Source organism: Tardiphaga sp. (assembly GCF_044336785.1).
Lineage (GTDB): Bacteria > Pseudomonadota > Alphaproteobacteria > Rhizobiales > Xanthobacteraceae > Tardiphaga.
In genome coordinates, this window is record NZ_JBIIOT010000033.1 from 16973 (window position 1) to 30189 (window position 13217).

Annotated in this window: 12 protein-coding genes; 7 read left to right on the forward strand and 5 right to left on the reverse strand. The window is 61.7% G+C overall.

The window, feature by feature from the left end; genetic code table 11:
- Positions 1–70: 70 nt before the first annotated feature.
- A complete protein-coding gene (locus ACIQ2A_RS11835) occupies positions 71–1669 on the reverse strand; it encodes an ABC transporter substrate-binding protein (RefSeq protein ID WP_398479205.1) in 1599 nt (532 codons plus the stop codon).
- A gap of 257 nt (positions 1670–1926) precedes the next feature.
- Between ACIQ2A_RS11835 and ACIQ2A_RS11840 the strand changes: the two genes are divergently transcribed.
- The 7 genes from ACIQ2A_RS11840 (at position 1927) to ACIQ2A_RS11870 (ending at position 9213) form a co-directional block, all read left to right on the forward strand.
- A complete protein-coding gene (locus ACIQ2A_RS11840) occupies positions 1927–3546 on the forward strand; it encodes an ABC transporter substrate-binding protein (protein ID WP_398479276.1) in 1620 nt (539 codons plus the stop codon).
- A 170-nt stretch (positions 3547–3716) separates the two neighbouring features.
- A complete protein-coding gene (locus ACIQ2A_RS11845; RefSeq protein WP_398479207.1) occupies positions 3717–4670 on the forward strand; it encodes an ABC transporter permease in 954 nt (317 codons plus the stop codon).
- A gap of 4 nt (positions 4671–4674) precedes the next feature.
- Positions 4675–5562, forward strand: coding sequence for an ABC transporter permease (locus ACIQ2A_RS11850; RefSeq protein ID WP_398479209.1), 888 nt, complete (start codon positions 4675–4677; stop codon positions 5560–5562).
- Positions 5563–5566: 4 nt separating this feature from the next.
- Complete coding sequence (locus ACIQ2A_RS11855) at positions 5567–6631, forward strand: ABC transporter ATP-binding protein (protein WP_398479211.1); 1065 nt, start codon at positions 5567–5569, stop codon at positions 6629–6631.
- 1 nt (position 6632) lies between these two features.
- Positions 6633–6830, forward strand: coding sequence for a hypothetical protein (locus ACIQ2A_RS11860; RefSeq protein ID WP_398479213.1), 198 nt, complete (start codon positions 6633–6635; stop codon positions 6828–6830).
- On the forward strand, positions 6827–8242 hold the full coding sequence (locus ACIQ2A_RS11865) for an amidase (RefSeq protein ID WP_398479215.1): 1416 nt from the start codon (positions 6827–6829) through the stop codon (positions 8240–8242). Before ACIQ2A_RS11860 ends, ACIQ2A_RS11865 begins: the two co-directional genes overlap by 4 nt.
- On the forward strand, positions 8239–9213 hold the full coding sequence (locus ACIQ2A_RS11870; RefSeq protein WP_398479217.1) for an ABC transporter ATP-binding protein: 975 nt from the start codon (positions 8239–8241) through the stop codon (positions 9211–9213). The genes ACIQ2A_RS11865 and ACIQ2A_RS11870 overlap by 4 nt, the downstream gene beginning before the upstream one ends.
- Positions 9214–9315: 102 nt before the next feature.
- Here ACIQ2A_RS11870 and ACIQ2A_RS11875 read toward each other — a convergent pair whose 3' ends face one another.
- The 4 genes from ACIQ2A_RS11875 to ACIQ2A_RS11890 all read right to left on the reverse strand — a co-directional run bounded on the left by ACIQ2A_RS11875 (position 9316) and on the right by ACIQ2A_RS11890 (position 13163).
- A complete protein-coding gene (locus ACIQ2A_RS11875; RefSeq protein WP_398479219.1) occupies positions 9316–9804 on the reverse strand; it encodes a CinA family protein in 489 nt (162 codons plus the stop codon).
- Entirely contained in the window at positions 9804–10742 is a 939-nt protein-coding gene (locus ACIQ2A_RS11880) for an MBL fold metallo-hydrolase (RefSeq protein ID WP_398479221.1), read from the reverse strand. Before ACIQ2A_RS11880 ends, ACIQ2A_RS11875 begins: the two co-directional genes overlap by 1 nt.
- 82 nt (positions 10743–10824) lie before the next feature.
- Entirely contained in the window at positions 10825–12150 is a 1326-nt protein-coding gene (locus tag ACIQ2A_RS11885) for an MFS transporter (protein WP_398479223.1), read from the reverse strand.
- 113 nt (positions 12151–12263) lie between these two features.
- Complete coding sequence (locus ACIQ2A_RS11890) at positions 12264–13163, reverse strand: transcriptional regulator GcvA (protein ID WP_398479225.1); 900 nt, start codon at positions 13161–13163, stop codon at positions 12264–12266.
- Positions 13164–13217 lie beyond the last annotated feature (54 nt).

Sequence of the window (13217 nt, forward strand, 5' to 3'; positions counted from 1 at the left end):
CGGTTATGCATCAGCGGTGAGTCCACTAGGTCACCCGGTCAAGCCGGGTGACGACAGATATGTGGTTGGTTCAATCCAGACCGATCGTCGTCAGATCCTGGAACCAGTGCTGGGCCTGCACGAATTTCTTCACCTTCGGTGACAGCGCGTGCGGGTTGGTGTCGTGCACGACCCAGACCAGCACGGCGTCGTCGACGATCTGTGCATGGGCTTCGGCGAGCAACTCGTCCTGCTTCTTGACGTCGAAATTGTTCTTCGCCTCGTCAATCAGCGCGTCCACCTTCGGATTCTTGTAGCCGCCCCAGTTCACGCCGACCGGTGCGATCTGGCCGGAATGGAAGAAGCGCACGATGGCGTAGAGCGGGTCCGAGGTGACGTAAGCGATGTTGTTCGAGGTGATGCCCTTCATGCTCTCATCGGCCGCGCCCTTGCGCCACGCGGTGTAGAGAACCTCGAGCTCGACGACCTTGAATTCGACCTCGACACCGATTTCCTTGAAGCTCTGCTGCAGGAATTCGTTGATCGGCAGCGACAGCATCTGGCCGGTGCCGCCATTGGCGATGATGAAGGTCGCCTTCAGCGGCTTCTCCGGGCCGTAGCCGGCTTCCTTCACCAGCTTCTTGGCTTCGGCGAGATCATATTTGATCTTGAAGTTCGGCTTGCCGAACCACGGGCTCGACGGATCGACCTGGCCGATGGCCGGCTTGGCGAGGCCGTTCATCAGGGCAACGACGCCATCACGATCGATGGCGAGATTGAGTGCCTTGCGCAGGCGAATATCCGTCCAAGGCGAGCCCGGCAGCACGCTGAGATGATAATTCCAGACATGCGGCGTGACGTTGTCGACGATCTTCATGCCGGCGCCCTTGAGCTGCGGCACGGCATCGGGAGCCGGCGTCTCGATCAGATCGACCTGACCGGCGAGCAGCGCATTGGTGCGGGTGAGTGCTTCCGGCATCGGGATCAGCACCAGCTTGTCCGCTTTCGGAATACGCTTCTTGTCCCAGTAATCGACGTTCTTGCTGAGCTCTGCCTGTTCACGCGGAACGAGCTTGGTCAATTTGAACGGACCCGTGCCCGAGGGCTGCGACGCGAACTTGTCCCAGTCCTTGCCGACCTTCTCATATTGCGCGGGGCTGGAGACCAGGAACCAGAGCATCTGGTAGGGGAAGAAGCTATCGACGGCCTTGGTGGTGATTTCCACCGTGCCGTCATCAATCTTGGCATAGCTTGCGACTGAGGGCAGGCGGGTCTTCACCTGTGCGCTCTGGCGCTTGTCGAATTGCGGTGCCTTTTCATTGAGCACCTTGTCGAGATTCCAGATCACCGCATCGGCATTGAAGTCGCTGCCATCGTGGAACTTGACGCCCTTGCGCAGGGTGAAGCGCCACTTGGTCTTGTCCTTGTCGTCCACTTTCCATTCGGTGGCGAGGCCGGGGATGAGTTTGCCGGGGCGATCGGCGACATCCATCTCCCACGCGACCAGCGGGTCATAGATCGTGTAGCCGGTAAATTGATAGCCGCCCGCACCGCGATCCGGCTGACCAGTGGTCAGCGGCACATCGGCCATGGAAATGCCGTAGCGCACAACGGTCTCGGCTTTCGCGGGTGCAGTGAGGCCGATAACAGCCGCCAACGCCGCGCCTGCGAAAGAAAATCTAAAACTCATCCCCAACTCCTGATCTGGATACAGTCGCTGGCATGCAAGCAAGCTTAATGCCACACTCTTACCTCTCGCGAGGCCTGTGCCAGTCGGTCGCGGGCGAAGGGGGTGTACACCACAAGCGCACGTTGCTCTGATTTGTGGCACGCGCGTTGCATTGCACTGCATCAGAATTAGCCAACTGAATTTCGTTCACACGAAGGGGACTAGTCAGAATGCGTATCCACAAACCAGTCACGGGCCGATTGAAGACCGCTCTCGCGATGCTCACCGTCGCGACAGCACTGACGCTTCCACAATTTGCGCTCGCTGAAACCGTCGTGAAGATCGGCATGACGGCTGCGGATATCCCGCGCACGCTCGGCCAGCCGGATCAGGGCTTCGAAGGCAACCGCTTCACCGGCAACACGATGTATGAGGGTCTCACGCTGTGGGACCTCTCGTCTGCCACCAAGCCGAGCGTTGTGATCCCCGGATTGGCTACGGAATGGGCAGTTAACGATAGCGACAAGACCAAGTGGACCTTCAAGCTGCGTCCCGGCGTCAAATTCCACGATGGCAGCGACTTCAATGCCGATGCCGTGGTGTGGAACGTCGACAAGGTGCTGAAGCAGGATGCGCCGCAATTCGATGCCAGCCAGGTCGGCGTCACCGCGTCGCGCATGCCGACCCTGGTGTCGGCGAAAAAGATCGACGACATGACCGTCGAACTGACGACGAAGGAGCCGGACTCCTTCCTGCCGATCAATCTCACCAATCTCTTCATGGCGAGCCCGACCAAGTGGCAGTCATTCTATGACAAGGCACAGGGTGCCGACGCCAAGGCGAAGACGACCGCGGCATGGGATGCGTTCTCCAAGGATGCATCGGGCACCGGTGCATGGAAGATGGCCAAGTTCACGCCGCGCGAGCGTCTCGAACTGGTAAAGAACGATGGCTATTGGGACAAGGCGCGCGTGCCGAAGGTCGATCGCCTCGTGCTGCTGCCGATGCCCGAAGCCAATGCGCGTACTGCGGCACTGCTCTCGGGCCAGATCGACTGGGCCGAAGCACCGGCGCCGGATGCGGTGAAGGAAATCACCGCACGCGGCTTCAAGATCGAAAAGAACGAACAGCCGCATGTGTGGCCGTGGCAGTTCTCGCGCATCGAAGGCTCGCCCTGGAACGACATCCGCGTCCGCAAGGCTGCCAATCTCTGTATCGATCGCGAAGGTCTGCGCGACGGCCTGCTCGCCGGCCTGATGGTGCCTGCCACCGGCACCTTCGAGCCCGGCCATCCCTGGTATGGCAACCCGTCCTTCAAGATCAAATATGATCTGAAGGAAGCGCAGAAGCTGATGGCGGAGGCCGGCTACGGCCCGAACAAGAAGCTCACCGTGAAGACGCAGACCTCGGCATCGGGCTCCGGCCAGATGCAGCCGCTGCCGATGAACGAATATATGCAGCAGGCGCTGGCGGAATGTTACTTCGACGTCAAGCTCGACGTCATCGAGTGGAATACGCTATTCACCAATTGGCGCCGCGGCGCCAAGGACCCGACGGCGAATGGCGCGAACGCAACCAACGTCACTTATGCAGCGATGGATCCGTTCTTCGCGCTGGTCCGCTTCCTGCAGTCGTCGATGGCACCTCCGACCTCGAATAATTGGGGTTTCATCAACAATCCCAAATTCGACGAGTTGGTGAAGAAGGCACGCACCACGTTTGAGGCCGGTGAGCGCGACAAGGCGCTGGCCGAACTGCATGCCGCTTCGGTGGATGATGCGGCGTTCCTCTACGTCGCCCACGATGTCGGCCCGCGCGCGCTCAGCCCGAAGATCAAGGGCTTTGTGCAGCCGAAGAGCTGGTTCGTCGATTTCTCGACGATGACGATGACGCCGTAACTCTCTTCCCCTCTCCCGCTTGCGGGAGAGGGTGGATCAATCACGCGAAGCGGGATTGAGACGGGAGAGGGACCACGAGCGCAGTGCTTTGTTGCTCCCTCTCCCGCCTTCGCTTCGCTCAGGCAACCTCTCCCGCTTCGCGGGCGAGGGGAAGAAAGCAAAGGTGCCCCTTGTTCAGTTATGCAGCGCGCCGCGTCGTTTACGCGATCCCCATCATTCTCAGCGTCGCGCTGGTGTGTTTCCTGCTGGTGCACATCACCCCTGGCGATCCCCTGGTCGCCGTGCTCCCGGCTGATGCCTCGCAAGAGCTCGCGCAGCAGCTGCGCGTTGCCTACGGCTTCGACAAGCCGCTGCCGGTGCAGTTCGGCCTGTGGCTGTGGCGCGCACTGCATGGCGATCTCGGCGCCTCCATCGCCACCGGCCGTCCGGTGCTCGCTGAAGTCATGAACGCCGTCCGCAACACTGTGATGCTCGCGGTGTTCGCCGCCGCCATCGGCTTCACGCTGGGTCTCTTCTTCGGCCTGATCGCCGGCTACTTCCGCGACACCTGGGTCGACAAGGTCGCCACCTCCATCGCCATCGCCGGCGTGTCCGTGCCGCATTACTGGCTCGGCATGGTGCTGGTCATCATCTTCTCGGTGCAGCTCAACTGGCTTCCCGCCGTGGGCGCCGGCTCCGGTGGCTCCGCTGCCTGGGCGTGGGACTGGGAGCACATGAAGTATCTCATCCTCCCGGCTGTCACGACATCGGTGATCCCCATGGGCATCGTCACCCGCACCGTGCGTGCGCTGACCGGTGACATCCTCTCGCAGGATTTCGTCGAGGCGCTGCGGGCAAAAGGCCTGCAGGAATTCAAGGTGTTCAAGCACGTCATCAAGAATGCTGCGCCCACGGCGCTGGCCGTGATGGGCCTGCAGCTCGGCTATATGCTTGGCGGCTCGATCCTGATCGAGACCGTGTTTTCCTGGCCCGGCTCTGGCCTGCTGCTGAACTCGGCGATCTTCCAGCGCGATTTGCCGCTGCTGCAGGGCACGATCCTGGTGCTGGCGCTGTTCTTCGTCTTCCTCAATCTTCTGGTCGATATCGCGCAGGCGTCCATCGATCCGCGCATCAAGCGGGCCTGACGCCATGACCGTTCTCACCGACAACGCCTTGCAGGCAGCTCCCGTCAATAAAGCCCGCGGCTACTGGGCCACGGTCGGTCGCCGCATCCGCCGCGACAAGGTCTCCATGGCCTGCGCGGCGATCCTGCTGCTGATCCTGCTCGCCGCAATCTTCGCGCCCTATCTCGGTCTCGCCGATCCCTATCAGGGCTCGATGATCCGCCGCCTGCGCGCCATCGGCACGCCGAACTATCCGCTCGGCACCGATGAACTCGGCCGCGACATGCTGGCCCGCCTGATCTATGGCGGCCGCCTGTCGCTGCTCATCGGCATCCTGCCGGTGATCCTGGCTTTCATCATCGGCACATCGCTTGGCCTCGTCGCCGGCTATGTCGGCGGCAAGCTCAACACCGCCATCATGCGCACCATCGACGTGTTCTATGCTTTCCCATCGGTGCTGCTGGCGATCGCGATCTCCGGTGCGCTCGGCGCCGGCATCGTCAACTCCATCGTCTCGCTTACCATCGTGTTCGTGCCTCAGATCACACGCGTGGCTGAAAGTGTCACCACCGGCGTACGCAACATGGACTATGTGGAAGCCGCGCGCGCCTCGGGTGCGGGCACCTTCACCATCATGCGCGTGCACATGCTGGGCAATGTGCTCGGCTCGATCTTCGTCTATGCGACGGGCCTGATCTCGGTGTCCATGATCCTTGCCGCTGGTCTGTCATTCCTCGGTCTCGGCACCAAACCGCCAGAGCCGGAATGGGGCCTGATGCTGAACACGCTGCGCACTGCGATCTATGTCAATCCGTGGGTGGCAGCGCTGCCTGGCGTGATGATCTTCGCCGTGTCGATCTGCTTCAACCTGCTGAGCGACGGCATGCGCAGCGCCATGGATATCCGGAATTGACGCCATGACAGATGCACTCGAAATCACCGACAAGATGCTCGAACCGCTGGAAGACATCGGCGGCGAAGCGCAGCCTTTGCTCAACGTCAAAGGCCTGACAAAACATTTTCCGGTGCGCGGCGGGCTGTTCGCGCCCAGCAAGACCGTGCGTGCGGTCGATGATGTGTCCTTTGCCATCGGCAAGGGCGAGACCGTTGGTATCGTCGGCGAGTCCGGTTGCGGCAAATCCACCACCGCGCGTCTCCTCATGCATCTGATGGATCGCAATTCCGGCGACATCATTTTTGATGGCCGCGCTGTCGGCCGCGAACTGACGCTGCGCGAACTGCGCCGCGGCATGCAGATGGTGTTTCAGGACAGCTACGCGTCGCTTAACCCCCGTCTCACCATCGAGGAATCCATCGCTTTCGGACCCAAGGTGCATGGCATGTCCGACAAGGAGTCGCGTGCGCTGGCCCGCGATCTGCTCGGCAAGGTCGGGCTGCGGCCCGAGACCTTTGCCAATCGCTATCCGCACGAAGTCTCCGGCGGCCAGCGCCAGCGTGTCAACATCGCCCGTGCGCTGGCGCTGTCACCACGCCTCGTCATTCTCGACGAAGCCGTGTCGGCACTCGACAAATCTGTCGAAGCGCAGGTGCTCAATCTGCTGGTCGACCTCAAGCGCGAATTCGGCCTGACCTATCTCTTCATCAGCCACGACCTCAACGTGGTGCGCTACATCTCCGACCGCGTGCTGGTGATGTATCTCGGAGAAGTGGTTGAACTCGGCCCGGTGGATGACGTCTGGGACGCGCCGGCACATCCCTATACGCGCGCGCTGCTGGCGGCGATGCCGTCCACCGATCCCGATAACCGCACCGAAGTGCCGCCGATCACCGGCGATCCGCCGAACCCGATCGACCCGCCATCCGGTTGCCGTTTCCACACGCGATGTGCGTTTGCCGAAGCCATGTGCGGCGAGAGCAAACCATTGCTAACGGAGATCACCGCGAGCGGTCATCAGGCCGCGTGCTTTATGGCGATCCCGGGCTCCGGTCACAGCAAAGCGCCCAGCGCGGGAGTCCAGTGACATGGCGAAACCATCTGCCAGGCAGATCAAGGTTCTGTCCGAAGTGACCGGTGTGTCGGCGTCCGATGAGACCGCCGAGCGCATTGCCGTCTCCATGGGGCCAGCCTTCGAGAATTTTGCCGCTATCGCCGGGACATTGCCGCTCGACATCGAACCCGCGACCTATCTCGCGGTTCAGAACGGAAAGGTCGGCAAATGAGCGCCACCGAACCCGCATTGCTGTCGGTCACCGAGATCGCAGCGGCCATCGCCGACAAGACAATCTCGTCGCGCGAAGCCACGCAATCCTGTCTTGATCGCGTCGCCAAATGGCAGCCGCATGTCAACGCCTATATGTCCATCGAGGCCGATGCTGCGCTCAAGGCTGCTGACGCGGCGGATGTCGCGCTCGCCAAAGGCGAGAACCATGGCGTGCTGCATGGCGTCCCGATGGCGCATAAGGATATGTATTACGATGAGGGTCATGTGGTGACCTGCGGCTCCAAGATCCGCAAGGATTGGGTGGCCAAGACCACGGCCACTTCGCTGCAGCGCCTCAAGGATGCTGGCACCGTCCGTCTGGGCTCCCTGCAGATGGTTGAGTTCGCCTTCGGGCCACTCGGCCACAACACGCATTACGGTCCGGTTCGCAATCCATGGAATGTCGCGCATGCCACCGGCGGCTCGTCTTCGGGCTCCGGCTCGGCGGTCGCCGCGCGCCTGACCTTTGCAGCGCTCGGCTCGGACACCGGCGGCTCGATCCGGATGCCGGCGCATTTCTGTGGCGTGTCCGGTCTCAAGACCACCGCAGGCCTCGTTAGCCGCGCTGGGGCGATGCCGCTGTCGCAATCGCTCGACACCGTTGGCCCGCTGGCGCGCACTGTCGAGGATTGCGCGCTCATCACGGGCTTGATGGCCGGTGCCGACCCGCTCGATCCCACCACCAGCACGCGCAATGTTCCGGATTACATGGCCGCCACCAAGGCGTCCGCGAAGGGCATGACCGTCGGCATTCCCAAGGCGTTCTATGTGGACGATCTCGATCCCGAGGTCGCCGCGATCCTGCAGAACACGATTGCAGCGCTGAAGGATGAGGGCATCCAGATCGTCGAGATCGATCTGCCCAATCAGCCGCAGCTCACCGCCGCCTCGCAATTCGTCGTGGCCACTGAGGCCGCAGCTTTGCACAAGCGCTGGATGATCGAGCGCCCGCAGGATTACGGCCCGCAGGTTTTGATGCGTCTCGAAAACGGTCTCGCCGTCACCGGCGTGGCTTATCTCGAAGCCTTGCGCTGGCGCGGTCCTGCACTCGCGGCGCATCTCGCGGCGGCCGCCGGCGTCGATGCCATTCTCGCCCCGGTGTCGCCGATGGCGGCGCCCCGGATCGACGAGACCGATATCGGCAACGGCCCAGGTGCCGAGGCGCTGATCCAGCGCATTACGCGCTTCACACGCCCGATCAATTATCTCGGTCTGCCCGCGCTTTCGATTCCTGCCGGCTTCACCAAGGCGAAGCTGCCGGTCGGCATGCAGCTCATCGGCAAGCCGTTCGACGAACCGACGCTGCTGACCATCGGCGCCACATTCCAGCGCGCGACCGATCACCATCTGAAATGTCCGGAACTGTCATGACCAATCTGATCGACGTCCGCAATCTCAATGTCACCTTCCGCGGCGAACGCACCGTCTATGCGGTGAACGATCTCAGCCTGTCGGTGAAGCAGGGTGAGGTGCTTGGCCTGCTCGGCGAATCCGGTTCGGGCAAGAGCGTCACCTTGCGCGCGTTGATGCGGCTCTTGCCGAAGAAGCGCACGCAGATCACCGGCAGCATCAATGTGCTGGGCAAGGATGTGCTGGCGCTCGATGACGACGAGTTGTCAAAATTCCGCGGCCAGAGCGTGTCGATGATTTTTCAGGAACCGGCGCTGGCGCTGGATCCCGTCTACACCATCGGCCAGCAGATTGCCGAAAGCGTGATGCGCCATGAGGGCAAGAGCCAGGCCGACGGCATGAAGCGCGCACTCGAGATGCTTGAAGTGGTGCGCATTCCATCGGCCAAGCGTCGTCTCGATGCCTATCCGCATGAGATGAGTGGCGGCATGCGCCAGCGTGCGATGATTGCGCTCGCACTGGCCTGCAAACCAAAGATCCTGCTGGCGGACGAGCCGACCACGGCGCTGGATGCCACGGTGCAGATCCAGATCCTGCTGCTGCTGCGCGAGCTGCAGCGCGAATTCGGCATGTCGATCATTTTCGTGACCCACGATATCGGCGTCGCTATCGAAATCTGTGACCGCGTCGCCGTGATGTATGCCGGCCAGATCGTGGAGCAGGGCACTACGAGCCAGATCGTGCGCTCGGCAGTTCATCCGTATCCAAAGGGCTTGCTGTCATCGACGGTGCATGGTGCCAAACGCGGCGAGCGCCTGGAGACCATTCCGGGCACGCCGCCCTCGCTCGACACCAAGCCAGCGAGCTGCTCATTCGCGCCACGCTGCAAGTTTGTGCAGGACCGTTGTACGGAAGCTCTGCCGCCGAATGTGGAGCTCGCGGGTGATCGCGTGGTGCGGTGTATCCGGGCGGAAACGGTGGCTGCCGCATAGTCGTAGGATGGGTTGAGCGAAGCGATACCCATCACCACAAACACCGACGCTTGTGGTGATGGGTATCGCTGACGCTCAACCCATCCTACGCGAGCGTCGCTTCTACCCCTTCAGATTCTTCAACAAGAACGTCAGCGCCGTCTGGGCAAACACCTGCATGTTCTCCTGCCGGTCGCTGCTGCCCGTCTCTAGTGTCATCACCTCATTCGCCGGCCCTGCCACGGCGATACAGCTATGCCCCGCGGCATCACCGTAGCGATTGCCGCTTGGCCCTGTGGCTCCCGTCTCCGACAATCCCCAATCACATCCCAATCGCTCACGGATCGTTCCTGCCAGCAGTTGCGCATAGGGCTCGGAAGACGAGCGCATGCCCGGCACGCGAAACGCGTCATCTGAGATATCCATCAACACGCGCCGCGCATCGCGCGTATAGATCACGCCGCCGCCGATGAAATAGGCGGACGCGCCGGGCACTGCGAGGAGCGCGGCCGAGATCAATCCTCCGGTGGAGGACTCGGCGACGCCAATGGTCTGCTTGCGCGCGATCAGCTCGATCGCGACTTTCTCGGCAAGCGGGAGGAGATCCTTCATCACTTCACTCCCGCCTTCTTCGGCGCCAGCGATCCATAGACGGCACGAACAAAATTCTTTGCTGCCGTCTCGTTCGGCGCCCACTTCGCATCAAGGTCGGCGAAGGGCTTTGCGGCCTGCACCTCCTCTTCGGTCTTGCCGTCCTTGACCAGCTTAGTCATGCGATCCCGCGCGGTGATGAGCATGTCGCGATAGGCGGCGAGGGCCGCCTTGTCGCCGAGCGGGCCGTGGCCGGGCACGATCTTGGTCTTGTCATTGGCCAGCTTCAGATAGGTGTCGGTCGCAGCGATCATGCCTTTGATATTGCCGCCATTGAGCGTGTCGATGTTTGGGTAGCGGCCATTGGTGAAGGTGTCGCCGGTGGAGATCACATTGGCGCTCTTGAAGTAGACGTAACTGTCACCATCCGTATGGGCGTCCTTGATATGCCGGAGCTCGGCGATGCGGCCACGCAGGCTCAGCGACAGACGGTTCGGAAAAGTGCGCGTCGGCAGCGCAGCTTTGGAAGCGGGCGGATTCTGCGCGCCGGTCAGAAAATTCGCCGTGCCCTTCGCAAGACGCGTCCGCACTTTGATATTGGCAACGATGGTTGCGCCTTGCTTGACGAAGGCTTCGTTGCCGCCGGTGTGATCGCCGTGAAAATGCGTGTTGACCACATATCTCACAGGCTGCGAGGTGATATTTGCGATCGCCGCCTTGATCTTGTCATGCAGCGGCGCAAACTGGCTGTCGATGAGGATGGCGCCGACCTTCGCTGTGGCGAGCGTCATGTTGCCGCCCATGCCTTCCAGCATGTAGACGCCGTCGCCAAGATCGGTGGACTTGATGTCCACCTTGGAGAAATCCGGAGGCGGCGGTGCTGGCGGCGTCTGCTGCGCAAATGCGGGCGGGGCGAAAGCGAATAAGGTGCTGGCGAGAACGATCGCAAGGCTGCGCATGGGGGACTCCAAAGATAGAACGCTGACGTCTTAGCACGCCAGCGTCCATGTCCATCCCCTTATGCGTTCAAATCGCCGTGCCTCATATGGTGACCGGCTTTGGCGCCAAGGCTTCGCTGCCCTTGCGATAAATCACGAGTGCTGCAATCGCGCCGCTTGCGGCAGCCGCCATCAGCCAGAAACCGGGTGAGGCGCGGTTGCCGGTGTGCTCGATCAGCCAGGTCGAGGCAAAGGGCGTAAACGTGCCGAGCAGGCCGGCAGCCAGCGCGAAGGCCAGAGAGAAGCAGGTCGTGCGCACATGCGCTGGCACGATTTCCACCAGGGCGCCCAGCATGGTGCCGCTATAGACGCCGAAATAGAACGAGAACAGCATTTCAACGGCCAGCATCTTGCCGAAACTCGGTGCGCTCACCAGCCAGCTCAATGCGGGATAGGCGGTGAAAAAGGCGAGGATGGTGATGGTGAGCAGCACCGGCTTGCGGCCGATGCGATCCGACAAGGCGCCGCCGACCGGATTCCAGATAAAGTTCGTGATGGCGATCAGGCAAGTGACGATGAGCGCGTCCTGCGTGGAGAGTTTCAGCACGTTCTTGCCAAAGGTTGGCGTGTAGACGGTGACGAAATAGAACGTCACCGTCGTCATGGTTGCCAGCATCATGCCGAGCAGCACGATGCGCCAGTTGGCGGCGGCCGAAGCGAACACTTCGCTGGCGGTCGGATGCTTCTTCATCTTCAGGAATTCCGGCGTCTCTTCCAGCGTGCGGCGCAGGAAGAACAGGAACGGGATGATGATGCAGCCGATGAAGAACGGAATTCGCCAGCCCCAGGCATCAACGACATCCTTCGGCATCAACTCGCTCAGGATGAAGCCCAGCACGGCCGCGACGAAGATCGCCACCTGCTGACTCGACGACTGGAACGAGGTGTAGAAGCCGCGATTGCCGGGCGTCGAAATCTCCGAGAGATAAACCGACACACCGCCAAGCTCGACGCCGGCGGAGAAGCCCTGCAGCAATCGCCCGATCAGCACGATGATCGGCGCCGCGACACCAATGCTCGCATAGGTCGGACACACCGCAATGGTGACGGTGCCAGCGGCCATGATGGCAAGGGTGACGATCAGCCCCTTCCGGCGACCGATCTGATCAATATAGGCGCCGAGCACAATGGCGCCGACCGGGCGCATCAGGGCGCCGAGCCAGAACACGCCAAACGTATTGAGGAGCGCTGCTGTCTCGTTCTCGGACGGAAAGAATGCTTTTGCGATGGCGCTGGCATAGAAGCCGAACAGGAAGAAGTCGAACTGCTCCAGGAAATTGCCACTGGTTGCCCGCAAGATTGCCGCAAGACGTGACTTGATTTCGGGTGTCGAAACCGCGTCTTGCGCGGTATTTCTTGCGGCATCCATGTGGCGTTCTCCCGGCATTATTGAGGCCCGCAAAATGCGCGGCCAGGCAGCTTTGAACTGCCGATCTGCGGCAATCTGCCACAGTCTGCCGGGGTGGGCCAAGCCGAAACCGATCAGATTCGAGGCGGAACCTGAGACTGCAGCCATTGCCGGAAGGCGCGCAGGTTCGGGCTGTCCGCGCTGACCTCCGGGGAGACAAGATAAAACCCGGCATCGGCCGGCAGCTTGATGTCGAATGGCATCACCAGGCGGCCGGAGGCGAGGTCGCCTTCCACATAGGTCGTGCGTCCGACGGCGACGCCGAGGCCGTCGATGGCGGCTTGCAGGGTCATGAAGATCAGATCGAAGCCGAGCGCGGGTTGCTTGGAGATATTATTCGGTAACCCCGCAGCCGTCAGCCAGAGACGCCAGTCGTCGTCGTGGCTGGCATTGGTGTGCAGCAATGTGTAGCGCGCGAGATCCTGGGGGGTTCGCAGCGGCCGATCGCCCATCAATAATTTAGGACTGCACACCGGAAACAGATGATCTGCCGTCAGCCAGTCCGCGCGCAGGCCGGGCCACTGGCCGCGGCCGTAGCGGATCGCGGCATCGACATCGCCACTTTTGAAATCGACCAATGCGGTTGAGGTGGTAATGCGCACATCGATATGCGGATTCGCTTGCTGGAAAGCAGACAAGCGCGGCAGCAGCCATTTTGAAGCGAAGGACGCGAGTGTGCTGACAGTGAGCACATGATCGCGGTCGCGATGCAGCAGGCGATCAGTGGCGAGGCGCAGGTCATTAAATGCAGCGCGTATACCCGGCAGGTAATCGCGGCCCTGTTCGGTGAGTGCCAGAGTGCGGTTCTGCCGGATGAAGAGTTTGACGCCGAGTTCTTCTTCCAGCCGCTTGATCTGATGGCTGATGGCCGTCTGCGTGACGTTCAACTCTTCCGCCGCGAGGGTGAAGCTGAGATGCCGCGCGGCTGCCTCGAAGGCGCGCAGGCCATTCAAAGACGGCAATCTGGGGCTCATCGTTCGTCTCCCGGCAGCCCAATCTCAACCATGAGTTTATCTCATGTGTTGCGG

Bases quoted from the DNA above. Each gene is read 5' to 3' on its own strand.
- ACIQ2A_RS11835 (WP_398479205.1), bottom strand. From the start codon at position 1,669: ATGAGTTTTAGATTTTCTTTCGCAGGCGCGGCGTTGGCGGCTGTTATC.
- ACIQ2A_RS11840 (WP_398479276.1), top strand. From the start codon at position 1,927: ATGCTCACCGTCGCGACAGCACTGACGCTTCCACAATTTGCGCTCGCT.
- ACIQ2A_RS11850 (WP_398479209.1), top strand. From the start codon at position 4,675: ATGACCGTTCTCACCGACAACGCCTTGCAGGCAGCTCCCGTCAATAAA.
- ACIQ2A_RS11855 (WP_398479211.1), top strand. From the start codon at position 5,567: ATGACAGATGCACTCGAAATCACCGACAAGATGCTCGAACCGCTGGAA.
- ACIQ2A_RS11860 (WP_398479213.1), top strand. From the start codon at position 6,633: ATGGCGAAACCATCTGCCAGGCAGATCAAGGTTCTGTCCGAAGTGACC.
- ACIQ2A_RS11865 (WP_398479215.1), top strand. From the start codon at position 6,827: ATGAGCGCCACCGAACCCGCATTGCTGTCGGTCACCGAGATCGCAGCG.
- ACIQ2A_RS11870 (WP_398479217.1), top strand. From the start codon at position 8,239: ATGACCAATCTGATCGACGTCCGCAATCTCAATGTCACCTTCCGCGGC.
- ACIQ2A_RS11875 (WP_398479219.1), bottom strand. From the start codon at position 9,804: ATGAAGGATCTCCTCCCGCTTGCCGAGAAAGTCGCGATCGAGCTGATC.
- ACIQ2A_RS11880 (WP_398479221.1), bottom strand. From the start codon at position 10,742: ATGCGCAGCCTTGCGATCGTTCTCGCCAGCACCTTATTCGCTTTCGCC.
- ACIQ2A_RS11885 (WP_398479223.1), bottom strand. From the start codon at position 12,150: ATGGATGCCGCAAGAAATACCGCGCAAGACGCGGTTTCGACACCCGAA.
- ACIQ2A_RS11890 (WP_398479225.1), bottom strand. From the start codon at position 13,163: ATGAGCCCCAGATTGCCGTCTTTGAATGGCCTGCGCGCCTTCGAGGCA.